This window comes from Shewanella psychromarinicola (assembly GCF_003855155.1).
GTDB lineage: Bacteria > Pseudomonadota > Gammaproteobacteria > Enterobacterales > Shewanellaceae > Shewanella > Shewanella psychromarinicola.
The window spans coordinates 3615407-3639405 of record NZ_CP034073.1; the positions used below are offsets into that span (position 1 = coordinate 3615407).

Genomic DNA, 23999 nt, shown 5'->3' on the forward strand with positions numbered 1-23999 from the left:
AGAGTATTTGCTAGCCGCTAATAACGTAACATTTGGGGAAAAATATTATGGAAAAGATTTGGCTTGAGAAGAGTTATCCGCCAGGGGTTGAGTTTGAAATAGATCCTGATAAATATAATTCTTTGGCAGATTTATTCTTAATTTATACCAAGTTGTATGCCAATAATACTGCGTTCATTAATATGGATGTCAGCATTACTTATCAGCAACTTGAACAACAAGCGACGGATTTTGCTGCTTACTTACAGCAAGATTTAGGCTTAGTTAAGGGTGATAAATTTGCCATTATGATCCCCAATACACTGCAATATCCCATTGCACTATTTGGCGCACTGATTGCGGGTCTGACGGTGGTTAACGTTAATCCACTGTATACCGCCCGCGAGTTAGAACATCAATTAAAAGACTCTGGCACTAAAGGGATCCTTATTCTTGAAAACTTTGCTCATGTATTACAGTCTGTTATTAATAAAACCGATGTAAAGCATGTGATCCTCACAGGCGTAGGTGACAGGTTAGGTATGATTAAAGGCGCACTCGTCAACGGCGCAATTAAGCATGTAAAAAAACTAGTCCCAGCGTTTGATTTGCCCAATGCCATTAAATTTAATGACGTAATGGCCAAAGGCAGTAAACTTAATTTGACGCCAGTTGAGGTTGTGGGTGCTGATTTGGCCTTTTTACAATATACCGGTGGTACCACAGGCCCATCAAAAGGCGCCATGCTGACTCATCGCAACATGGTGGCCAACATAGAACAGTCCAATGCGGTTACAAAAAATGTCTTCGAAATAAACAAAGAAATTATGATAACCGCTTTGCCGCTTTATCATATCTATGCGTTAACTTCTAATTGTTTGGCCTTTTTACCATTTGGCGGCACTAATCTATTAATCACCAATCCAAGAGATATGGCAGGTTTTGTTAAAGAGCTGGCTAAATATCGCTTTACCGTTATTACTGGGGTAAATACCTTATTTAATGGGCTACTAAATACCCCTGGATTCGACAAACTTGATTTTAGTGCCTTAAAAATGGGGCTTGGTGGTGGAATGGCTGTGCAACGTCCGGTTGCAGAGCTTTGGGAAAAAGTCACTAACAGTCGACTTTTAGAAGGATATGGATTAACCGAATGTGCGCCCTTAGTGACATTAAGTCCTTATAACCAAAAAAGTTTCAATGGCTCTATTGGTTTGCCTGCATCATCAACGGATATTCGTTTAGTCGGGGCTGATGGTGAAGACGTGGCATTAGGCGAGCCGGGCGAAATGTGGGTTAAAGGTCCACAAGTGATGAAAGGCTATTACAATCGCCAAAAAGCCACCGATGAAGTCTTAATCGATGGTTGGTTAGCGACAGGTGATATCGCCACCATGGATGAAAATGGTTTTTTCAAAATTGTTGATCGAAAGAAAGATATGATCAATGTTTCAGGTTTTAATGTATTTCCAAACGAAATCGAAGAAGTACTGGTGATGCATGAAGGGGTACTTGAAGCTGCCGCTGTGGGGGTGTCGTGCGATATCACTGGTGAGCGAGTCAAAGTGTACATTGTTCGAAAAGACCCAACGCTTACCGAGCAAGATATACTCGATCATTGTAATAAAATGCTCACCAATTATAAGCGACCTAAAGTAGTTGAATTTATGAATGAATTGCCCAAAAGTAATGTGGGTAAAGTGTTACGCAAAGATCTTCGTAATAAGGCGTAAGCTTCATCGATGCTACTTTTTAGAGACTAATGTTTTAATAACAACTGTCTAATCATTAACCTAGATGCTTTAGTGTCGAAGTTTAGTATTGAAGTTTTAGTCTCGAAACTTTAGTCTCGAAGCTTTAAGTCCCGAAGCTTTAGTCTCGAAACTTAACTGTCGGCATTTATTGCCGACAGTTTAACAATAAGAGCCATATGTTAGAAATATATGCTGGTGAAACGGCCTTAAAAAAGATCCAGCAAGATGGATTTTCCCCTGAGTTATTTAGCGCTTTCCTTGGTGCAAGCGGTGGGCCCAAATGGTTTACCTTACTGGGATTAGATAAATATATCTTTGGGGAGTTTTTCAAAGGCAGACAACAGCCGTTAAATCTCATTGGCTCAAGTGCCGGTGCGTTTCGCGCCGCGTGCTTTGCGCAAAAAGACCCCGTAGCGGCAATAGAGCGTTTAGCTAAACACTACAGTGAAACCGTGTACTCGGATAATACTAAACCCAAAGCGGCAGAAATTACCGCTAAAGCCATTGAATTGCTTGATGCGCTCTTTGGTGACAACGGCGCAGCTGAAATTATTAATAATAACGTCTTTAAAGCCCATTTTATTGTGGCTAAATGCAATGGTTTCGTAGCATCAGAAAACAAGTTCACACTAGGGGCTGGGTTGGTTAACAGCGTAATTAGAAATACCTTGAGTCGCTCGTTACTAAATAGTCAATATGAACGATATATATTTCAGCATAATCAAAGCGATTTAGTTCTCCACGATCCTGATAACATCCCAACTACCGCGGTGGCTTTTAGTCAACACAATATCAAAGCTGCGCTACTGGCGTCAGGTTCTATTCCTATGGTGATGCAAGGCATAAAAGATATTGTTGATTGTCCACCCGGCATGTATCGAGATGGCGGCATTATCGATTATCATTTTGATTTCAATATTCAAAATCAAGGCTTAATCCTTTACCCTCATTTTAGCTCGACATTAAAAGCGGGCTGGTTCGATAAAAAGCTGTCCCGCAACGTCAGGCTAGAACACTACGATAAAACCGTATTGCTTTGTCCTTCTGCTGAATTTGTTGAATCTTTGCCCTATAAAAAAATTCCTGACCGTAGTGATTTTATCGACATGAAACCCGCTCAGCGCATCCAGTATTGGCAACAGGTTTTCGTTGAAAGTGAAAAGCTTGCCCAGCACTTTAAACACTTTTATCAAACCCAAAATATCAGCAGCATAAAAAGTATTAAGCAACTCATTAGGTAATAACAGCAAAATGACACAAGTATCTCACCAGGATGACGATATCCATTAACCACGGTCTCAATAAACCACGGCCTCAATAAACCAAAGTATCGCGCAGTCACATGCAGCATTAATATACCAACAAAGAGAGCAAAAATATGAGCACATATAAAGCCATTAACTTAATCGCCCGTCCTCAAGGTGGCCCCATCGGCCCTGAATTATTTGAAGTGGTTGAAAAACCAATGCCTAAAGTGGCTGACGGACAATTTTTGGTCAAACAAAACTGCATGTCACTTGATCCTGCGATGTTTGGTTGGATGAGCGCTGATACCGAAAGTTACATTCCGCCAGTTGCGTTAGGTGAGGTGATGCGCAGTTCTGGCATTGGTGAAATTGTAGAGAGTAACCATCCTGGCTTTAAGGTCGGCGACCGAGTGATGGGCATGATGGGTTGGCAACAATATTTTTTAACTAACGGCGCGGGGTTAAATAAAGTGACCGCGCCATTACCAGATGAAGCTATTTTATCGGTTTTTGCTTTGCCGGGGTTAACGGCGACGCAAGGACTCTTTAACGTAGGTAAACCACAAAAAGGCGAAACCATCGTAGTTTCTGGCGCAGCAGGATCGGTTGGTTCTATTGTGGGACAGTTGGCTAAAGCGGATGGCCTCAGGGTTATCGGTGTTGTCGGTAGTGATGAAAAAGCCGATTGGATTGTTAACGAATTAGGTTTTGATGGTGCGATTAATTACAAGACCGATGATTTAGCCGCAAAATTGGCCGAATTAACCCCCGATGGCGTTGATGTGTATTTTGAAAATACCGGCGGCCCGATCCAGCACCATGTGTTTGCCAAAATGAATGCCCATGGCCGCATTGTGGTGTGTGGCATGATTGCCGATTACCCGAAAGCCGTGCCAGATCTAGCACCAAGCTGGATCCAAGTGATTAAAAAACGCCTCATTATACAAGGCTTCACTATGCCTGATCATTTTGGTGACGTGCCAGCGCTATTAGAAAAACTGACACCTTACGTCATGAAAGGACAAATTAAACATCGCGCCCATGTGTTAAATGGTCTTGAGTCGGCAATCACCGGCTTAAACTTGTTTTTTACCGGTGATAATAAAGGCAAGTTAATCGTTAAATTATAATTTTTATAACAATATTGTTTATCAATAATTTATAACGGCCACAACCCAATTAATCAATGTTGTTAATTGGGTTGTGTTTATGACAGGTTTACTATTCCAAGTCAGGCGATAAATATGAGCGAAATTAACACCCATTATCGAAATTGCAATATTTGTGAAGCCATGTGTGGCTTGGAAATTACCTATCAAGATAACCAAATCTTATCAATTAAAGGCGATCAACTAGACCCCTTTAGTCAAGGTTATAACTGCCCAAAATCCTTAGCCTTAGAAGATTTTTATACTGACAAAGATCGCTTAAAAACGCCTATTAGGCGAACCGCAACAGGTTGGGAAGATATTAGCTGGGATGAGGCCTTTAGCGAAATAACTGAAAAGTTTAAAGGCATTCAACAGCAGCATGGCAACAATGCGTTGGCGGTTTATTTGGGTAATCCCAATGCCCATAGTCTTGGTAATGCGCTGTTCCTTAAACCATTTATGAAGTCACTTGGCACCATAAACCGTTTCAGCTCTGCCTCTGCCGATCAATTACCTCATCATGTTGCTGCAAACTTTATGTTTGGCGCGGGCATGTTAATTCCGGTGCCCGACATTGATAGAACTGATTTTATGCTGATCATTGGTGGTAATCCTGTGGTATCAAACGGTAGCATGATGACGGCACCTAACGTTATAGGTCGGATGAAAGCCATCCAAAAACGTGGTGGAAAAATTGTCGTTGTTGACCCCCGCAGAACCCGCACAGCCAAAATTGCTGATCAACATCTGTTTATTCGCCCAGAAAAAGATGCGTTATTACTGCTGGCGTTGATCCACTGCGTTTTTGATTCAAATATGGTTAATTTACGTCATTTAGAAACCCAAGTTGATGGGCTAGATGATGTTGAAAGCCTAGCAAAACACTATTCGCCCGAGCTTGTGGCTGAATTTGTCGGCATTAATGCGACGAGTATTCGCACCTTAGCCGCAGACATGCTCGCAGCAGATTCTGCTGTTTGTTATAGCCGCATGGGGGCGTCGACGCAAACATTTGGTGGCTTATGTCTATGGCTAACCAATGTACTCAATATTATTACCGGCAACTTTGACCGTGCCGGTGGCGCTATGTTTCCACAGCCTGCTTTTGATTTACTGAGCAATCATCAACCCGGTCATAAAAGTTCATTTGGCCAACATCAAACGCGAGTACGTAAGCTGCCATTTTTCAATGGTGAATTTCCGGTTGCGACCTTAGCGGAAGAAATACAGACGCCTGGAGAAGGGCAAATAAGAAGCGTGATCACGGTTGCTGGCAATCCGGTACTTTCAGCCCCTAGTGGGCATAAATTAGCCCAAGCTTTTGCAGGCTTAGATTACATGGTCTCGGTTGACATTTATTTAAATGAAACCACCCAATACGCCAACATTATTTTACCGGGTACTACGGGCGTTGAAAATTCTCATTTCGATATTTTCTTTAATTCATTTTCGGTTAGAAACACAGTTAAATACTCACCGCCATTATTTGATCAACAACCGGATCAACGCAGCGACTGGCAAATACTTAAACAGATTTCTGCCCGGATGCTCAATATTGCGACTGACGACCCGATGCAAAAAATCACTCCAGAAATGCTGTTAGATATGGAACTGAAAAAAGGGCCCTATGGCGAAGAGGGTATGAGCTTACAAAAGCTGATTGATAATCCCCATGGTATTGATATTGGCCCGTTAATGCCGTGTCTTGCTGAGCGGATAAAAACCGCAGACGGCAAGGTCAATTTATTTCCGCAAATCTATAGAGATGATTTACCTCGTTTGGATGCCGTTATGGCACAACCCGCGCGTGATCAAGCTTATCCGTTTGAGTTAATTGGTCGACGATTAGTTAAAAGTCACAATACCTGGACACAAAATTCACAACGACTCATTAAAGGAAAAAATTTATGTACTTTAGAAGTGCATTCACAAGATGCACAAGCGCTTGGGATCAAACAAGGGCAGCTAGTTAATGTCAGTTCAGCGGTAGGTGAAATCGTCATTGAAGTGGCAATTACTGATGATATCCAACAAGGTGTGGTCAGTATGCCTCAAGGCTGGGGACACAATCAAAAAGGTACTAACATGTCGGTTGCAGCAACTCAGCCAGGGGTGAGCATTAATGATTTAACAGATGCCAATCGAGTTGATATGCTGACAGGTAATGCGGCATTTAATGGTACGCCTGTTGCCATCAAAGCAGCCTAAAAGGAAGTTGCCTAAATAAAGTTGTTTAATAATAGTGCTTATGTTGATTAAATGGGCTAGTCCATTTTTAGTTTGAATCTATTCATTTTCAATTACCGACGATTAACACAAACAAATAGCTTTGAGGCTGGTGCTAATTAATAGCGACAAAGCGACATGAATAAAAAGGTAAGACCATGTTTAAAAGTACACAAAATTATATTGCATCAAACGAACTTAGCTTGGCGGTAAATGCGGCGATCTCATTAGAAAAACCGTTATTAATTAAGGGCGAGCCCGGTACCGGTAAAACCCAGTTAGCCGAAGAACTAGCCAGTTCACTCAATTGTAAATTGTATCAATGGCATATTAAATCGACCACTAAAGCGCAACAAGGCCTCTATGAATATGATGCAGTATCTCGGTTACGCGACAGTCAGTTAGGTGATGCACGGGTTCATGATATTGGCAACTATATCGTTAAAGGCAAGTTATGGCAGGCGTTTGAAGAAGAGCAAAGACCCATATTGTTGATTGATGAAATCGATAAAGCAGACATCGAATTTCCGAATGATTTGTTGCAAGAGCTTGATAAAATGGAGTTTTATGTTTATGAAACCCAACAAGTGATTAAAGCAAAACAGCGACCAATTATCATCATCACCTCAAATAATGAAAAAGAATTACCCGATGCTTTCTTAAGGCGCTGTTTTTTCCATTACATCAAGTTTCCGACTAAAGCTGAAATGGAAAAAATTATCGATGTGCATCATCCTGATGTTAAACAAGCATTGTTAAAACAAGCATTAGAGGTGTTTTTTGATTTACGCGAAGTCAGTGGCATCAAGAAAAAACCGTCAACATCAGAGTTAATTGATTGGTTAAAACTATTGATATCCGATGACATATCGCAAGATACATTACTCGATAAAAAGTCAGATATCATTCCTTTGTTTGGCGCACTGTTAAAAAATGAACAAGACGTTTCATTGATTGAAAAATTGGCCTTTATGAGCCGCAGAAACAGGTGATTCACAGTGTTTATTGATTTTTTTCTCACCCTAAAAAAGCATAAAGTCCCTTGTAGCTTACGAGAGCTATTAGATCTTATCGCGGTATTAAAAAAAGGGGTGATTTTTGCCAATGTAGAAGACTTTTATAACCTTGCCAAAATTGTCATGGTTAAAGATGAAATTCACTATGACAAATACGACAACGCATTTGCTGAGTACTTTAAAGGGATAGAAAATATTGATGTGTTCGATCACATTGTGCCGGAAGATTGGCTTAGAAAAGAATTCGAAAAACACCTCTCTCAAGAAGAAAAAGACCAACTAACGTCATTAGGCGGACTTGATCAATTGATGAAAGCGTTAAAAGAGCGTTTAGAAGAACAGAAGAAACGACATGCCGGCGGCAATAAATGGGTCGGTACTGGCGGCACATCACCGTTTGGTGCCTATGGCTATAATCCTGAAGGGATCCGAGTCGGCCAAGACAAAAACCGTAATAACAGTGCGGTGAAAGTGTGGGATAAGCGAGAATTTAAAAATTTCGACCAAGACCGTGAGTTAGGCACTCGCAATATCAAATTAGCCCTTAAAAAACTCAGAAAATTTGCCCGTACCGGTGCCAGTGAACAGCTTGATATTAATACCACTATTAACTCAACCGCCAAGAATGGTGGCATGTTAGATGTGCATATGGAGCCAGAACGTCATAACGCCGTTAAAGTACTGATGCTTTTCGATATTGGCGGCTCAATGGATGATTATATTCATACCTGTGAAGAGTTATTCTCCGCTGCACATAGTGAGTTTAAGCATTTAAAGTTTTTCTATTTTCATAATTGTGTATACGACCAGGTTTGGCAGGATAATAGCAGACGGTTTGATAAAACCATTGCTCTTGAAGAGATCATCAGGACCTTTTCTGCCGATTATAAAGTCATTTTTGTTGGCGATGCGACCATGGGGCCGTACGAAATTATCGCCAAAGGCGGCTGTGTTGAGCATTGGAATGAAAAACCCGGTGTCGAGTATATGAATCAGTTGTTAAGTCATTTTAGTAAGGTTGCTTGGTTAAATCCGCAACCTGAAAACCACTGGCCAATTCATCATTCAATCTCCATTATTCAACAGCTAGTTGACCATAAAATGTACCCATTAACGGTTGATGGTATCGGGCGTGCGATTAAAGATATTAGTTAGCCTCAGCTCGGGATAATAACGAGGTCAAATATTCTAATTTTGGCTTATTGATCTCACCGCTCAACCCGAGTTGGTTAATTAAGTCGATGAGTGGTTATTTATAGACGAACTGGAAGGGAATCAATATGGAATGTTTACGCACCGATGATGGTTGTTTTGCCAATCTACCGGACTACAACTTTGCCGCTCATTACTTAATGGTTGACGATAGTGAAGGCGGCCAATTACGGGTTCATTATCTGGATGAAGGCCCCAGAGATGCAGAACCGATATTATTACTACACGGTGAGCCAACATGGAGCTTTTTGTACCGTAAGATGATCCCCATTCTTGTGCAAGCCGGTCATCGCGTTATTGCGCCCGATCTGGTTGGCTTCGGACGTTCAGATAAACCCAGCAAACGAAGCGACTATACTTATCAACGCCATGTTGATTGGATGACGTCATTGGTGTTACAACTCAAACTAACCAACATAATGCTGGTGTGCCAAGACTGGGGTGGGTTAATTGGTTTACGTTTAGCCGCAGAAGATACCCAGCGTTATAGAGGCATTGTTGCAGCCAATACCATGTTACCAACAGGTGACCATGAGCCAGGTGAAGCTTTTAAACAATGGCAAACGTTCTCACAAGATGTTGAACTTTTTCCAACTGGCAACTTGATTAATAGTGCTTGTGTGTCGACCTTGTCAGCTGATGTCATTGCCGCTTACGATGCAGCATTTCCACAAGAAAAATATAAAGAGGGCGCGCGTCAGTTTCCGTTGTTAGTGCCAACCACACCGGATGATCCTGCCGCCGAAAAAAATCGTTCAGCATGGAAGGTCTTGTCGCAATGGCAAAAGCCCTTTTTGACTGCGTTCAGTGATTCAGATCCGATCACTGCAGGCGGAGACAAACTAATGCAAAAACTGATACCAGGCACAAAAGGGCAAAAACACACCACTATTGTCAGTGCCGGTCACTTTTTACAAGAAGACAAAGGCGAAGCGCTAGCTGAAGTCGTGGTTCAATTTATTGCAGATAATCGTTAAGTTTCCGCGGTTTCAGTTGCTCCATACTAAAACTAAAAATATCATTATTAATGGGTATTGGTTTGCTTTATGGCTTTGGTATTAACTTTTTTAGGTTAACTAGGCTATTAGTCGCGGACCCAGAGTCACAGGGAGTTCACATGCTACATCAGGGAATATCTATCATGCTGGCCCCCGTTTTACTGCTGCAAGGGCTAAACGTTCGTCGCACCACCCCAAAACTTGCTGAGCCTGAGGGCGAACGCTTAGGGCAAACAGGCACCAATCCTGAGTTGAGTGTGCTTATATTAGGAGATTCAGCCGCAGCAGGTGTGGGGGTCGCTAATCAGGATCAGGCGTTGCTGGGGCAGGTGGTCCATTATTTACGTCCACATGGTCATCTAAAATACGGTCTTTTTGCCAAAACGGGCGCGACCACTTCGACTACGCTTGAGTCGTTAAATGATCACATCAATTGTTCACATCCCATACTAGGTCAAGGGCATTTTGATATCATCATTACCTCACTTGGGGTCAACGATATCACTTCATCCCTGAGCTGCGATAAGTGGCTGCAGCAACAAGCCCAGTTATTGACACTTATCACTGAGCGATATACCCCGAAACTCATCTTGGTGACTGCCATACCGCCACTCGGGTCATTTCCGGCTTTGCCAAATCCACTGCGCTGGAGCCTAGGCCAACGAGCCAAGCACTTTAATCATAAATTGCAGCAACTGTTGCTTATGCTTGATCAACAAGCACTTGATCAGCAACAAATTGATCAGCAACAAATCGATAAGCAATCCAAAGCACAAACTCGTTTTACATTGATTAATTTACCATTAGAAAACCCACAGCAAGACAGCAGTATGGTCGATTTTATGCGTCAAGTGATGGCCACAGATGGTTTCCACCCAGGCCCACAGATTTATACTGCATGGGCCAAGCTTATTGCTGAGCAAATTCAGTTAAGAAAGTAGTACCGTTAAGCGGGGAAGTTATAAAGCATACAGCAGGATTGATGTGAGGCCCTGTCGTTCTCTATAAATCGTTTCAAGCCTCATCGCCATTTACTCATTGACACGCAGTAAACTCGTCCATGAGGGCTCGAGCATCACTCTAATATATATAAGAATTCACTCATTCAGTGGCGGTAAAGACAGTGATGTATCATACATGATAATGACATTTCCCAAAGCCCTATGGGTCAGACACCAGCAAGCGGCCATGGACGGTATTCTCTCAAATATTCATGACTTGACTATTAATTCATCTGCTAAGTTAGATTTAATTAAAGCCTAACCCATATCAGACTGGCTTACTTTATGGATTAAACTTTAAATTAAAATTTTACGGTTTTGTGTAACTGATACGATATATAGCGTTAGCAAAATCGTCAGAGACCAGTAGTGAGCCATCGGCTAATGTCATGACATCTACTGGACGTCCCCAGCTTTGTTCGCCATCAAGCCACCCTGTTGCAAAAGGCTTATAGCCGATAACCGTGTTATCTTGAAGTTCAACTTGCATGATACGGTAACCCACTTTACTGCTTCGATTCCAAGACCCATGCTGGGCAATTAAGATGGAATGGTGAAACGCTGCTGGAAATTGATTCCCTTGATAGAACTCCATCCCTAGTGCGGCAACATGAGCGCCAAGGGTTAATACTGGAGGGGTATTGAGTTTAGCTATTTGTGGATCAGTAAAATCAGGGTCTGCAATCTTGCTATTGTGTATATAAGGAAAACCAAAGTGTTGGCCCGTTTGGCTCACACGATTAAGCTCATCATCAGGTAAGTCATCACCCATCATGTCGCGGCCATTATCGGTAAACCACAATTCACCGGTTTGCGGATGAAAATCAAATCCAACGCTATTACGTACGCCTTTAGCAACTATGGTGGTTTGTTTAGTGTCTAGGTCTAATTTGAGAATGCTGGCAAAAGGCAGTTCACTTTCACAGACATTGCAAGGGGCTCCTACTGGGATATACAGTTTTCCATCAGGCCCAAAGGTGATGAATTTCCAACCATGATGGGCTTTATTGGGAAGCTTGTTGTACACCAATTCTGGTTTAGGGATAGTAGGCAAAGACTTTTCAATATTAGGGTAACGCCAGATTTTATCAACATCAGCGACATATAAACTGCCTTGATGGTATGCCAGTCCTGATGGCATAAATAGATCGGTCGCAACAATGATTTTTTTGTCCGCTTTAAAATCATTATTGCTGTCAATAAGGGCATAAACATTACCCGCTTTACGACTGCCGACAAATACAGTTCCATTGTCACCAAGGGCCATCTGGCGGGCATTCTCAATGTTTTCGGCATATACATCAATAGTAAAACCTTGCGGTAATTCAATTTTATCTAAAGGTAATGCCATTGACGGATAAGAGACACCGAACCCCAAGGTTAGGAGAGATAACAAAGCAATTGGCTTAATCATGAATAGGGCCTCTTTTGATTAGCATTGTTTACGTAGTAGCGTATATATTAGTACTTTTTATCATAGTCTCAACAACCATCGCCATGTATACCCAAACGCTCTTGACATGCAGGATCTAACATGTCGAGAAGTGACAAAGTGCAAGGCCCTAAGAATCGGGCGCTTATGGCTGCTAGGGACAGCTTCAGAAACGATAACAAGCGAACGCTGCGCTCACGGATAGAGCTGTCTAGGGTCGCTTCGCTGCTAGGGCGGACTCTGTCTTGCTAGGGTCTAGTAATAGAGCGCCTGCGGCTACTGGGACGACCTGCGGTCTTCGAGGACGCTACGCTTCTAGATCCTAGGACTAAAACCTAGATCCTAAAACCTAGATCCTAAAACCTTGCACCTAGAAGGATCGAAGCTTCGCCCTCTGGCGAACTTGCGAGTTCCTAGCATCTAGTCGCGCAGCGTCCTAAATGTAAGCTTACCAATCTTTAATTAGCTCCTTCACCATAGCAGCGGTATTTTCTGGCTGTTCTAGTGGGAACATGTGGCCGCCTTTTGGCATCATCATTATGTCGATGTCGTTTAATTTGGCAAAGCGGATAAAATGTTTAATGGGGAAAATGTTAGTATTTTGACCATAAATCAGTTTAGCGGGCACCTTAAGCTTGTTTTTATATTGAGCTAAATTGGTAGGTAAGTGCCTAAAAATATCGGCTTCAACCGTAGGAGAGAAGGTTAACTCGACACGTTGGTTGCGATGAATAAACCCAGAGTGAGCATAATCTTGCAAGCAGCGCGGATCGAAATTTTTGAACAAAGTCTTCTGTGAAAAATAATCAACCAAGTTGGTTTTTTCTGGCCATTGTTGCTGGCGAGTTTTGGCTTTACCCGCGGGTGATAGTTTATCTATGTAGGGTGTGCGTTTAATAAAACTGAGTAAATGTGAGAACGCACCTGTGACCACTGGCGGGTCTAGCATCACTAAGCCCCGAAAGAGTTCTGGATGTTGGCAAGCAGCAATAAATGAAATGACCCCCCCAAAAGAATGGCCAACACATATTACTTTATCATCTTGTTTCTTAATGAATTCTACTAACTCAGTAACTAAGTGCTGCCAGTTACTGTGTATCGGGTACATGTCATTATGACCGAACTGATCAAGTGCGATAGTGTTGTAGTTTGGATCAAATTCAGCTAAAAATGTCCGATAGCTTCCGGCGGGGAAGCCGTTGGCATGGACGAGGTTAATCAAAGGTTTTGTCATAATGTCTCTAAATGGTTTTAGGGCTACTTGTTAACAGAAGTTGATTCAAATAAATTCAATCAAATAAGCATTAATAACAAATAACCCTATAAATCCAGAATGATTAGAATATTTTTGTAGTATCTATTTGGGTTAATTCTTCAAATTCAGGTGCACGATTTTGCGCTTTAGCTTTGAATATTTCCATCATATCGTTTTGTGGCTGGAACATGCCGCTTTGCCAGACTGACATATAATTTAAGCTATCAGATACGCTATGATCGCGTGCATAGTTGATCATCTCTTTACAGCCAGTAACGGCTAATGGTGAGCGCGCAGCAATTTCTGCCGCAATGGCTAATACTGCGGTGATCATAGATTGTTGATCGTCATACACATGATTAACTAAACCCGCTTGTTTAGCTTCTGCAGCGGGCATTCTTCGGCCTGTGTAGGCTAACTCTTTGACTAACCCCATAGAAATTAATTTTGGTAAACGCTGTAACGTACCCACGTCTGCAGTCATGCCGAGTTTGGTTTCTTCAATACTAAAAAAAGCATCGCTAGTGCAATATCGACAATCGGCAGCGCTGACCATATCCACCGCGCCACCAATACAGCCACCTTGAATCGCCATTAAAACTGGCATTCGAGCGGTTTCTAGTACGGTAAAACAGTCTTGTAACTTCAATACTAAGCGACGTAGTTGGTCTTGTTTACGGCCTAACTCAATATTCGTATCAGACTTATTTTCACTGAACACGGCTAAGTCCATCCCCGAGCAAAAATGTTTACCCTTTGATGAGATAACAATGGCACGCGCAGCCGATTGATTATTAATATCGTGAATTACACTTGGAAACTCATGCCAAAAATCGACATTCATTGAATTCAATGCATCGGGTCGGTTAAAAATAATATGGGCTACTTTATTGGTAATCTCGACGGTAAATGTTTTATAGCTTTTTTGCGATGTCATGGTTATATCCTTATAAATTCAGCGTAATTTGTGTATCACGTTTTATGGCGGCATCGAGTAATGCGAGTATTGAATCGCGCTCTTTTAGCTTGGTGCCATGATGAGCTTTCATATTGAGAGTTTGCATGTGTTCAGCCACGGCTTGTGCTGTACTCATCAGTTGTTCTGGTTCAACGACCTGATCAAGAAAACCGCCAAGGACTGCTGATTCAGGGCTGAATAGTTCGGCATTAATTACTGCCCGTGTTAAGTAATGTTGCGGGATACGATTACGGGCAATCTCAATCCCAGCTTGGTGCATTGTCATGCCAATAGCGACTTCATTTAAGCCGATTTTAAAGTCACCTGCACAACCAATACGATAATCACAACTCAGTAATAAAAACGCGCCTTTTGCAATGGCATGGCCTGTACATGCGCCAATAATGGGCGTTGGGAATGCCAGCATTCTGCGGGCTAATGTTGAGCCTGCGGTAACAAGTGCAATAGCCGCTTCAGAGCTTTGCTTCATGGTTTTTAGATCAAAACCACCAGAGAATATTCCAGCTTGACCGGTTAATATCACCACAGCGCCTTGTTGCTCAGCGAGGTCTAGGGCGGTATTGATTTGCACAATGACCTCAGGTGATATCGCGTTTACCTTGCCATTATTTAAGCTAATAACATGGATGTTATTTTCAATTTCTACCTTGATTAATTGCATTTTCCACCTAAGAATTCGTTATTGTTTCGTTGTTATTATTCGCTTTTGAGCGTCTCGTTTTTACATATTTTGAGTTCAACATAGCAACTAAAATACCTGCGGTAAACAACATGGTTAAGGTGTAAATAGCCGGCGTAAAAGACATCTTATAATTAGCGAGTAGCGTTAATGCCATAAACATCGATAAGGTACTATTTTGCAGCCCTACCTCAATGGTAATCGATGTTCTTTGAGCGAAGTTTAATCCAAACCATTTACTTGAGTAATAGCCAAGTAACATGGTCGAAATATTTAATATTACTGAAACTGGCCCAGCGGCAATAAGGGCGGGAATAACAATATCTTGTTGAATATAAGTCAAAAATATTATTAATAAGGTTAGAAATAATATCCCAAATCGTGACACATGAACTTGGGTGCTTTTCGCTATTTTAGGCGCAAATCGTCTAATTAACATACCAATAGCGATAGGCACTATGGTTAACTTCATTAGGCTTATCATGGTTGGAATTATCGGTAACTGAAATTCACTGCCTTGTCCCATAAAGTGAACCAAGGAGTAATTAAGCACAATCGGTATGCTAAATACTGTGATTAAACTGGCCACAGCGGTCATGGTGACCGAAAGCGCAACATCCGCTTTTGCCAAATGAGAAAACATGTTGGACGTCGTGCCGCCAGGGCACAGTACCAACAACATCACCCCGACAGCATATTCAGGTTCTAATGGCATTATATTGGCCAATACAAACCCAATAATGGGCAATAGCAATAATTGATTGGTTAAGCCAATCGCAACGGCTTTTGGGTATTTTACAATGCGCTTAAAATCATCAACGACTAGCGATAACCCCATGCCCATCATAATTAAAAAGATGCACACCGGGATGACTTGTGTATTTACAAATGTCACTAATTCAATATTATCCATAATAACCTCATGTAGAGAAAACCGTTTATTGGGTCAATAAAGTCCATTTTTAGTCCATTGCGGATCAAGGGGCTGTTTATCTTTTGGAGGAAAATTCATCTCCAAGGGTCAGTAGAGCCTACTTGTTCAACGAGATGATTTGGCCCACTGACGCGTCAGCAGTCCCCGCCAATACATCTTGGTAAATCTCGTTAAGGTGGTCAATATCATGGGTATGGGCAATAGTGATGCTTGAACGACAAAACTCGATATAGTGGAGTAATGACACGCTCATTTGCTTCATTGTTTCGCCTGCGCCCCAATCTAGACTGCGTTTTTTCAATTGTGTCGGGGCAAAAAAGAACGTCGGGGTTGCACCGGGTAAGTGGTTGATACTCATGGTGTCATTAACATCAATATCGCCATGTTGCGTCGCGCCAATTCGGCAGGAGTAACACAGTTGCTTGGCAAAATGATGATGAATACTTGATAAGGTTGTTTTACCTCCAGCCATATCAACCAAAATCGAACTAACATTGGGGTCTAGGGTGGTTATTTCCTCGTAACTAATCACCTTGGTATAACAGCCTAAGGACTCGACGAAGTGTCGGTTAGCGGTTGACGTTATACCAATGGCAGGACGCTCACCTCGTTGCTTAATCGTAAAGGCGAGGGCGATACTGGTTTTACTTGAGGCGCTGGTGATCAGGTATTGCTGAGCCCCAAAGTATTGATTATCAAACATGAAGTCGTCAACCAGCCAAGAGGTAGTAAATAACCCTCGCAACAAGATGTCATAGTCTTCATTTTTTTGTTGGTAAAAGGGATTTTCACTAACGCGATCAAATCTGCAATAAACAGGTGATAAACCTTCACGGCAAGGACTGACATCTGAAAATCCCGCTTTAGAGATGTTACCGGCCGTTATTTTTAGGTGGGTAGCCATAGGCATAAAGCCCCACACTCTTTCTCCTACTTTTATATGCTCGTTATTTGACGATACTACATCTGCATATCCCATAACCGGGAGTCGTCCCCATTGATGTGGATCATTGTCAGAAGGGAAGAATAGCCAATAGCCAAGTGACTCTCCGGTAATGCCATAGCTGATATTATTTGCCGTTAGGGCAAACTTATCGACGCGAAGTAATACTTCATTTTCTGCCAGTGGCTGCTCTATGTTGAGTGCCACAAACCGAGTTTTGTGTAAATTATTTTTAGCGACTTCAAATACAAGTGCTTGGTTGAGCGGAGCCTGAGATGTCGTCATAAAGAACCTTTTTAGTTATTGTTTTTGATTGATTACTGATTAATGTTTCTTTATTGGATACTGAACATTGGTTATTGGTTATTGGTTATTGGTTACTGAGCAGTGGTTGATTAATAAATGCGTCGATGGCGCTATTCACTTCATCGGGTCGTTCATGTTGTAGCCAGTGGCTAGTGTTTGGGAAACGGATCAGGCTGCAATTGGGCACGTAATGGGTAATGTTATCGAAGTTCTCATTGACGAACGCTAGGTCTTGTTCTCCCCATAACACCAGTGTGGGGTGATTAATTCGAATGTTGGGTATTTTTATGTCGGAGGTATTCTTTACCTGATTCGATTTGACTAAGTATTTATCATCGAACGCTTGTGGGCTGCCATTGTCTGAATGACTAGACGCTAATTGCGGCATGGCACGATAGTATTGCAACATGCCATTTATGGCACCTTGTTGACGCCACACTTGACGATATTGTGCTCGTCGTTCATCGGTAAATACATCGGCTTTTGAACTGACCATGATCTTCTCAATCAGGTAGCGATAGTCATTGTTTGATAACAGTGATTCTCCAGAAACACTAATTAACTGATGAATATAAGCACTTTTTTGACGTTGAATAGGGTTATTAATCATCTCCCGAGTAAAGGTACTTGGATGCGCCGCATTGAGAATAATCAGTTTGCTGATTAACTGCGGATGAAAAGCCGCTAATGGCCAAGCGATAGCGCCGCCCCAATCATGGGCAACGAGGATGACGGATTGGCAAGGGCTAATAGCAGCAATAAATTTAGCCATAAACGCAATCAAATTGGGCACAGCATAAAAGCTAATCTCAGTCGGTTTATCACTTAAGTTATATCCGGGTAAGTCAGGCGCAACAACACGATAATGGGTTGAGAAATAGTCTAATTGCTTATGCCATGCGCCCCAATACTCAGGGAAACCATGTAGAAAAACGATGGTCGATAGTGATTTTTCATCTGATTTATAAGCAGATTCAACATAATGAATTTTGACGTCATCCACTAAGGTATATTTATGCGCTAGTGCCATATTCAATCTTATTATTTTATGTTTCTAGTGATCGATTAATCAAAAAATGCTACGGCATTATCTATCGGTTCACGATCGGTTTTGGTGCTATTTACTGCCTCGTTTTCATCGGCATAACCAAACGACATACCAAATAAAATTCCGCGACCATCTGGCAGGTTTAATATTTGTCTTACTGGATCGGGGAATTGCCCAAGTGCGCCTTGCATGCAATTTGAAAGTCCATGTTCTGCCATGAGTAGTGACAGTGTTTGGGCATAAATGCCTAAATCGACTGCGCCCATAATGTCTAGGTATTTATCCATAGTGAAAAATACCGCATGTGGCGCATCAAAAAATTGCCAGTTACGTATCATCGCCATTTGTCGGGCTTTTTTGTCTTCTCGTGCCACGCCTATTGCGCTGTATAACGCATTAGCTGAGCCAAATTGGCGCTCACGATGAACGCCTTGATATTGAGGTAACCAATTGAAATCTGGATTTGGTGATGCGCCACTCATGAGGGTTTCCATGAACTGTAGTTTCAATTTATCTTTGGTTGCCCCAGACACCACACAAGTTTGCCAAGGTTGTACATTGCAATTTGAAGGGGAGAGTTGTGCACTGGAGAAAATGTGCTTTAAGGTTTCGTTTGGTACGGGTTTATCAAGAAATGCTCGCACTGAAGCACGGTTTTGTAATATTGATTCTATAGTCATATTGAAAACTCTTATTATGTGAATTCGGCTCTGAGATTAAATTTATATCTTCAATCGCAATATAAATCAGTTATTGGTTGTAAACGCTGCTGAAAATAAAGTTTATAGCGACAACCTTTAGCGACAGTCTGTAGTGAAAATAAGGGTTAGTTACCGTCACTACAAACTCTTTAGTTAGTTAAAACTGGTACGAAATGTTTGCACCAAATGTACGCGGTTGGTTCGGATAACCATTGAAACTACCTGCTTGGATCGGTGGTGGGAAAGCCGACAGTAGGTACTCATCATTGGTTAAGTTACGTACCCAAAGTTGTAGATTGACGCCATTATCAAATGCTAATCCTGCACTCGCATTGAAGCTATTCACTTCACGCGTTAATGACTCTGGGGTGTTTTCGGCTAATTTGACATCACTTTCGTAAATATAATCGGTACGAACATAGCCATCTGCGCCGTTAAATACTTCAAAGTTATAAACAATACCGGCGGTGATGCTGACTTCATGAATACCGGCCGGTTTCTCGCCCGATAAATCGACAGGACCATCAAGGCCAGATGCCCCTTCAAATGAATCATAAACAGGATCAAGGAAGGTACCGGCTAAGGTAAACGACCAATCTTGAGTTAAATTGTAGATAGAGTCGAACTCAAGACCTTGGGTACTTTGTTGACCGGCATTGGCCAGTACATAACCGGTGCCAATGAAGATAGATGATTGAAACCCTTCAATAGTTTGATCAAACAAGGTGGCGCTAAATGATCCATTTTCAAATTGGGTTTTAATACCAATTTCATACACCATCGCTTCTTCGGGTGATGCATAGCGTCCACCATAAACCTGATTTGGCAATGCTAAGCCCGCACTTTCTAATGCCTCTTTATCCGAGGCAAAAGGGCTTGAATAACGCGATAAATTCCAAGATGTTGCTTTAAACCCCGTTGCTGCTGTGGCAAATACATTGATATTGTCATTAATTTCGTAGGCTAAGCGCAGTGACCAGGTTGTTTTGCTATCATCTGATTCATGGTTCTCTACCGCATTAGGCAACCCCAGCATTGGCGGTAAAAACTGCAAGCTCTTGATAACAGGTACTGCGGGGGCAAGCTGTGGAATGCTACCAATAGGCACGCCAAATAATGTGGGTACCGTATCTAAATCAAGGGCAGAAAGCACATCGGTATGGTTTTGTGAAATGGTGACGTCTTTCTTATCGTTAGTATAACTGACACCAAAAATCGCAGTGAAGTCGTCAGTAATATGATAATCAAAGCTAGCAAAAAGCGAGTAAGCATCATTTTGTTGATCAAATTCTGAGCTTACTGCTGAATCATTGGAGAAAAAGGTACCGGGTTCAAGACCATAAACACCTTCTACACCTCCTAATAACCCGGGGGCGCCGCCCGCGGCCATAAGCACATCGAAGTAATTTCTAATATCATTTCCATAATATAAAGTATCACCCGTGATGACTTCTTCATTGAAAACATAGGCGCCAAACATCCATTCTAAATCACGCTCACCGGTAGACGTTAAGCGAAACTCTTGGGTTATGGTTTTAATATCTGTATAACCACCTTCATTTAAAATATCTAAAGAGGTGTAATCTACGTCATTGATAAAATCAGAATCATTTTTACGCAGCGCACTGATAGAAGTGAATGAGTATCCATCAAAATCAATGTCTATTTGCAAGGATACGCCGCCATCTTTAACATTATTATCTGGATCAGAGTTGAGTGCCGATTGATAAGAAAATGAATCATTTTCATCAATAACAATCCCACCTAAGGCACGAACCGCGGCAGTTGTAGGCCCGTTTATGGCGTCTTCTACAGAACAACACGCTTCTTGAATTTTGCTATAGTCGGCAATAAAGCGAAATTTAATGTCTTCTGTTGGTTGATACAGTGCTTGGCCTCGAACATTCCAACGGTCACGATCATTGACGTCATTTAATCCAACCACACTTTCGGTATAGCCATCTCGGGTGTTAACTCCGCCAGAAAAACTGAACGCTAAATTATCGGTTATGCCATTGGTGTAATAACCTTTTATCTCTTGTTGATTATAATTTCCAACACCGACTTCAATCTTACCTTCTTGCTCATATGAAGGCTCTCTGGTCGTGACACTGATAACCCCTGCGGAAGCATTTTTACCGAACAAGGTACTTTGTGGACCACTTAATACTTCAATTTGTTGCAGTCTTGGTAAATCACCTATCTGAGATGCCGCGCGGGAGCGATAAACTCCGTCGATAAATACGCCAACGGAAGGTTCAATACCGGTATTGTTGGTGCCATTACCAAAACCACGGATAGCAAAGTTAGTGTTAGTAGAACGTTGTAGCGGTGTCACACGTAAAGTAGGTACAAGAGTTTGTAAATCAGTGATATCCATTACTTTGGCTTGTTCTATCGCTTTACTACTCACCACAGTAATGGCCACAGGAGATTCCTGTAATCCTTTTGCGCGTTTAGACGCGGTTACAACGATTCTTTCAATACTGCCATCATATGTTTCGTTAGTTGATTTTTCTTCTTCAGCGTAAGCAGTTGAACCCAGCACGCCCATAACGGCAAATGCGAGTAAAGAATGTTTAAATATTTTTGAGTTATTATTATTCATTTATTTCCCCAGATAAATACTAATTGTTATCAAATAATCTAGCCAATACATTGATTTACATTAAATATGTATGATGCTTAAGCATTGTTATTGTTAACCTGTAAATTGACAGTTTTGTAAAATCAGCGTGATTCAATAACAGCAAGGGGGATCATCAGTATTTAATTTTCAATCTTGAAAATCTTTCCTGAAAATAAAAACGACCACTTATAGTGAACAATTAACCGCCAAATCATGCTAGGGGGTGTTTTAAAATTAAACCAATCAATTGTTTTAATAAGCAACTATTCATATAAAGAATAATGCAGTGATAATTACTGTTTTAGCGTCATAACCACATTCCCTTATTTATCTTTTTCGCATTAGGCTTGGCTAATGTAAAAGGTAAGCATCGACATCGGGTTAATAATGCTTTATAAATAACCATTCAAACGAGTGTATGATTCAAACGAATGTATACATATAATTATTATGCATTTGGATAATACTTTCAGTTCACATAACATTGTAGCTAGTAAATATTGTGTGTTTGAACAAATACAACAAATAGACTGTTAACCTTTTTTACTCTTAGAAATTTTTTTGGAGAGCCACAATGCCTGATTACAAAGCCCCTATTCGTGATGTTAAATTTGTTATGCAAGAGCTACTAGAATGTGAGACCCACTATCAACATTTGGGTTACCAAGATGCCAGCCTTGATATGGTTGATGCGATAATCGCTGAAGCTGCAAAATTGACAGAACAGGTCGTTGCGCCTTTAAATCAAATCGGCGATCAACAAGGGTGTACGTGGAATGATGGTGTAGTGACGACACCCGACGGATTTAAAGAAGCGTACGCTAAGTATGTTGAAGGTGGCTGGCCGACGTTATCTCAGTCTGAAGAATTTGGTGGTCAAGGTTTACCTCATTCATTAAATATTAGTATTGCTGAGCTATTTTCCAGTGCCAACCATAGTTTTGCCATGTATCCAGGATTAAGTCATGGCGCATTAGCGACAATTGAAGCTCACGGCACAGAATCGCAAAAACAACAATTTATGCCAAAGCTTGTTGAAGGCAAATGGACTGGAACAATGTGCTTAACTGAACCACATTGTGGTACAGATTTAGGCATGTTAAGCACAAAAGCAGAACCCAATGACGATGGCAGTTATTCGTTAACGGGGACTAAAATCTTTATTTCAGCCGGTGAGCACGATCTGTCTGACAATATCGTTCATATCGTAATTGCCCGTGTACCAGGTGCGCCTGAAGGCAATAAAGGCATATCGTTATTTATCGTACCTAAATTCAATGTCAATGATGACGGCACTATTTCAGATAGAAATGGGGTAAGTTGTGGTTCAATTGAACACAAAATGGGTATCAATGGTAATGCCACCTGTGTGATTAATTTTGATGGCGCTAAAGGACATTTGATTGGTGAACCCAATCGTGGCCTTAAATGCATGTTCACCTTTATGAATGCGGCTCGGATCGGTGTTGCCAGTGAAGGCGTTGCCGCTGCTGAAGCATCATTTCAAGGTGCATTAGCTTACGCAAAAGACCGCCTACAGATGCGTTCTATCAGTGGCGTTAAAAACCCTAATGGTCCTGCTGATCCGATTATTGTTCACCCAGATGTGCGCAGAATGTTATTAACTCAGAAGTCTATCGCTGAAGGTGGACGTGCGTTAATTTCATATTTGGCCCAGCTGGTTGATATCGGTCATGCTGAAAAAGATGAAGCAGTAAAAGCCGATGCCGAAACAAAGCTCGCGTTATTAACACCGATTGCAAAAGCTTTTCTTTCAGAATTAGGCTTTGAGTGTACCAGCCACGGAGTGCAGATCCTTGGTGGCCATGGCTTTATCAAAGAGTGGGGCATGGAACAGTTAATGCGCGATACCAAAATTAGCTGTTTATATGAAGGCACAACCGGTATTCAAGCATTAGATTTACTGGCGCGTAAAATTATTGGTACCCAGGGCGAAGTGTTAAAGCCATTCTCTAAAGATGTCACTGTATTCTGCCAACAAAATATGGATAACCCTGCGATGGCAGAGTTTATTCAACCTATTATGGCTTATGCAAAAGAGTGGCATGAACTTACCGTCACCATTGGTGCTAAAGCGATGAAGAACCCTGATGAAATCGGTGGCGCTTCAGTTGATTATTTAATGTATGCGGGCTACGTTACGTTAGCGTTTTTCTGGGCCAAAATGGCAAAGGTTGCTCAAGATAAGCTTGCCGCCGGCACAACAGAAACGGCGTTTTATGAAGCGAAAATAAAAACTGCCCAGTTTTATATCCAACGTATGTTACCAAGAGCAAAAGGCCACGCAGCCTGTATTCAAAACGGTGTCGATTCAATGATGGCATTAAGCAGCGAAGATTTTGCTTTTTAAATTAGTGCTAGATTTTAGGATTGAGTCTACATTAGCTTAGCCGTTGATGGCTTGCAAAAGTGACTAAGTCTTTTAAGTCGATGGCCTATAATCAGAGTCTAAAAGCCGTAACCTTATGCGTTGCGGCTTTTTTATTTG

General features: G+C 41.6%; 18 protein-coding genes. 9 read left to right on the top strand and 9 right to left on the bottom strand.

Features of this window, described 5'->3' with window-relative positions:
• The first annotated feature begins 47 nt into the window (after positions 1-47).
• The 8 genes from EGC80_RS15775 to EGC80_RS15810 all read left to right on the top strand — a co-directional run bounded on the left by EGC80_RS15775 (position 48) and on the right by EGC80_RS15810 (position 10524).
• Positions 48-1712 (top strand): AMP-binding protein, encoded by a 1665-nt coding sequence (locus EGC80_RS15775; protein ID WP_124013140.1) that lies wholly within the window; start codon positions 48-50, stop codon positions 1710-1712.
• Between the two features lie 197 nt (positions 1713-1909).
• Positions 1910-2974 (top strand): patatin-like phospholipase family protein, encoded by a 1065-nt coding sequence (locus EGC80_RS15780; RefSeq protein ID WP_124013141.1) that lies wholly within the window; start codon positions 1910-1912, stop codon positions 2972-2974.
• Positions 2975-3111: 137 nt separating this feature from the next.
• Complete coding sequence (locus EGC80_RS15785; protein ID WP_124013142.1) at positions 3112-4110, top strand: NADP-dependent oxidoreductase; 999 nt, start codon at positions 3112-3114, stop codon at positions 4108-4110.
• Between the two features lie 114 nt (positions 4111-4224).
• Positions 4225-6339, top strand: a complete 2115-nt coding sequence (locus EGC80_RS15790) for a molybdopterin-dependent oxidoreductase (protein WP_124013143.1) — start codon at positions 4225-4227, stop codon at positions 6337-6339.
• A 176-nt stretch (positions 6340-6515) separates the two neighbouring features.
• The gene (locus EGC80_RS15795) at positions 6516-7349 is read left to right on the top strand and encodes an AAA family ATPase (RefSeq protein WP_101031353.1); all 834 of its coding nucleotides are present in this window, start codon (positions 6516-6518) and stop codon (positions 7347-7349) included.
• Between the two features lie 6 nt (positions 7350-7355).
• Positions 7356-8528 (top strand): vWA domain-containing protein, encoded by a 1173-nt coding sequence (locus EGC80_RS15800; RefSeq protein WP_124013144.1) that lies wholly within the window; start codon positions 7356-7358, stop codon positions 8526-8528.
• Between the two features lie 125 nt (positions 8529-8653).
• Positions 8654-9562, top strand: coding sequence for a haloalkane dehalogenase (locus EGC80_RS15805; protein ID WP_124013145.1), 909 nt, complete (start codon positions 8654-8656; stop codon positions 9560-9562).
• 164 nt (positions 9563-9726) lie between these two features.
• The gene (locus tag EGC80_RS15810) at positions 9727-10524 is read left to right on the top strand and encodes an SGNH/GDSL hydrolase family protein (protein WP_232772033.1); all 798 of its coding nucleotides are present in this window, start codon (positions 9727-9729) and stop codon (positions 10522-10524) included.
• A 370-nt stretch (positions 10525-10894) separates the two neighbouring features.
• Here the strand turns inward: EGC80_RS15810 and EGC80_RS15815 are convergent, their stop codons facing one another.
• From EGC80_RS15815 to EGC80_RS15855, 9 genes are all read right to left on the bottom strand, one after another.
• Positions 10895-11998 carry a PQQ-dependent sugar dehydrogenase gene (locus EGC80_RS15815; RefSeq protein WP_124013146.1) on the bottom strand — a complete coding sequence of 368 codons (1104 nt, stop codon included), beginning with the start codon at positions 11996-11998 and terminating at the stop codon, positions 10895-10897.
• Between the two features lie 466 nt (positions 11999-12464).
• On the bottom strand, positions 12465-13250 hold the full coding sequence (locus EGC80_RS15820; protein WP_124013147.1) for an alpha/beta fold hydrolase: 786 nt from the start codon (positions 13248-13250) through the stop codon (positions 12465-12467).
• A 103-nt stretch (positions 13251-13353) separates the two neighbouring features.
• Positions 13354-14208 (bottom strand): crotonase/enoyl-CoA hydratase family protein, encoded by an 855-nt coding sequence (locus EGC80_RS15825; RefSeq protein WP_124013148.1) that lies wholly within the window; start codon positions 14206-14208, stop codon positions 13354-13356.
• 10 nt (positions 14209-14218) lie between these two features.
• Positions 14219-14911, bottom strand: coding sequence for a crotonase/enoyl-CoA hydratase family protein (locus EGC80_RS15830; protein ID WP_124013149.1), 693 nt, complete (start codon positions 14909-14911; stop codon positions 14219-14221).
• A gap of 7 nt (positions 14912-14918) precedes the next feature.
• Positions 14919-15842 carry a bile acid:sodium symporter family protein gene (locus EGC80_RS15835; RefSeq protein ID WP_101031372.1) on the bottom strand — a complete coding sequence of 308 codons (924 nt, stop codon included), beginning with the start codon at positions 15840-15842 and terminating at the stop codon, positions 14919-14921.
• Between the two features lie 118 nt (positions 15843-15960).
• The gene (locus tag EGC80_RS15840) at positions 15961-17091 is read right to left on the bottom strand and encodes a DUF2855 family protein (RefSeq protein WP_124013150.1); all 1131 of its coding nucleotides are present in this window, start codon (positions 17089-17091) and stop codon (positions 15961-15963) included.
• 85 nt (positions 17092-17176) lie between these two features.
• Positions 17177-18142, bottom strand: a complete 966-nt coding sequence (locus tag EGC80_RS15845; RefSeq protein ID WP_124013151.1) for an alpha/beta fold hydrolase — start codon at positions 18140-18142, stop codon at positions 17177-17179.
• A gap of 35 nt (positions 18143-18177) precedes the next feature.
• Positions 18178-18840 carry a nitroreductase gene (locus EGC80_RS15850; RefSeq protein WP_124013152.1) on the bottom strand — a complete coding sequence of 221 codons (663 nt, stop codon included), beginning with the start codon at positions 18838-18840 and terminating at the stop codon, positions 18178-18180.
• A gap of 178 nt (positions 18841-19018) precedes the next feature.
• Entirely contained in the window at positions 19019-21469 is a 2451-nt protein-coding gene (locus tag EGC80_RS15855) for a TonB-dependent receptor (RefSeq protein WP_124013153.1), read from the bottom strand.
• A gap of 595 nt (positions 21470-22064) precedes the next feature.
• On the opposite strand from EGC80_RS15855, the gene EGC80_RS15860 reads away from it, so the two are divergent.
• On the top strand, positions 22065-23861 hold the full coding sequence (locus tag EGC80_RS15860; protein ID WP_124013154.1) for an acyl-CoA dehydrogenase C-terminal domain-containing protein: 1797 nt from the start codon (positions 22065-22067) through the stop codon (positions 23859-23861).
• The last annotated feature ends 138 nt before the right edge of the window (positions 23862-23999 follow it).

What these genes read in the sequence shown, in the direction of transcription:
- EGC80_RS15775 (WP_124013140.1), top strand. Translation starts at nt 48, where the DNA reads ATGGAAAAGATTTGGCTTGAGAAGAGTTATCCGCCAGGGGTTGAGTTT.
- EGC80_RS15780 (WP_124013141.1), top strand. Translation starts at nt 1,910, where the DNA reads ATGTTAGAAATATATGCTGGTGAAACGGCCTTAAAAAAGATCCAGCAA.
- EGC80_RS15785 (WP_124013142.1), top strand. Translation starts at nt 3,112, where the DNA reads ATGAGCACATATAAAGCCATTAACTTAATCGCCCGTCCTCAAGGTGGC.
- EGC80_RS15790 (WP_124013143.1), top strand. Translation starts at nt 4,225, where the DNA reads ATGAGCGAAATTAACACCCATTATCGAAATTGCAATATTTGTGAAGCC.
- EGC80_RS15795 (WP_101031353.1), top strand. Translation starts at nt 6,516, where the DNA reads ATGTTTAAAAGTACACAAAATTATATTGCATCAAACGAACTTAGCTTG.
- EGC80_RS15805 (WP_124013145.1), top strand. Translation starts at nt 8,654, where the DNA reads ATGGAATGTTTACGCACCGATGATGGTTGTTTTGCCAATCTACCGGAC.
- EGC80_RS15810 (WP_232772033.1), top strand. Translation starts at nt 9,727, where the DNA reads ATGCTGGCCCCCGTTTTACTGCTGCAAGGGCTAAACGTTCGTCGCACC.
- EGC80_RS15815 (WP_124013146.1), bottom strand. Translation starts at nt 11,998, where the DNA reads ATGATTAAGCCAATTGCTTTGTTATCTCTCCTAACCTTGGGGTTCGGT.
- EGC80_RS15820 (WP_124013147.1), bottom strand. Translation starts at nt 13,250, where the DNA reads ATGACAAAACCTTTGATTAACCTCGTCCATGCCAACGGCTTCCCCGCC.
- EGC80_RS15825 (WP_124013148.1), bottom strand. Translation starts at nt 14,208, where the DNA reads ATGACATCGCAAAAAAGCTATAAAACATTTACCGTCGAGATTACCAAT.
- EGC80_RS15830 (WP_124013149.1), bottom strand. Translation starts at nt 14,911, where the DNA reads ATGCAATTAATCAAGGTAGAAATTGAAAATAACATCCATGTTATTAGC.
- EGC80_RS15835 (WP_101031372.1), bottom strand. Translation starts at nt 15,842, where the DNA reads ATGGATAATATTGAATTAGTGACATTTGTAAATACACAAGTCATCCCG.
- EGC80_RS15840 (WP_124013150.1), bottom strand. Translation starts at nt 17,091, where the DNA reads ATGACGACATCTCAGGCTCCGCTCAACCAAGCACTTGTATTTGAAGTC.
- EGC80_RS15845 (WP_124013151.1), bottom strand. Translation starts at nt 18,142, where the DNA reads ATGGCACTAGCGCATAAATATACCTTAGTGGATGACGTCAAAATTCAT.
- EGC80_RS15850 (WP_124013152.1), bottom strand. Translation starts at nt 18,840, where the DNA reads ATGACTATAGAATCAATATTACAAAACCGTGCTTCAGTGCGAGCATTT.
- EGC80_RS15855 (WP_124013153.1), bottom strand. Translation starts at nt 21,469, where the DNA reads ATGAATAATAATAACTCAAAAATATTTAAACATTCTTTACTCGCATTT.
- EGC80_RS15860 (WP_124013154.1), top strand. Translation starts at nt 22,065, where the DNA reads ATGCCTGATTACAAAGCCCCTATTCGTGATGTTAAATTTGTTATGCAA.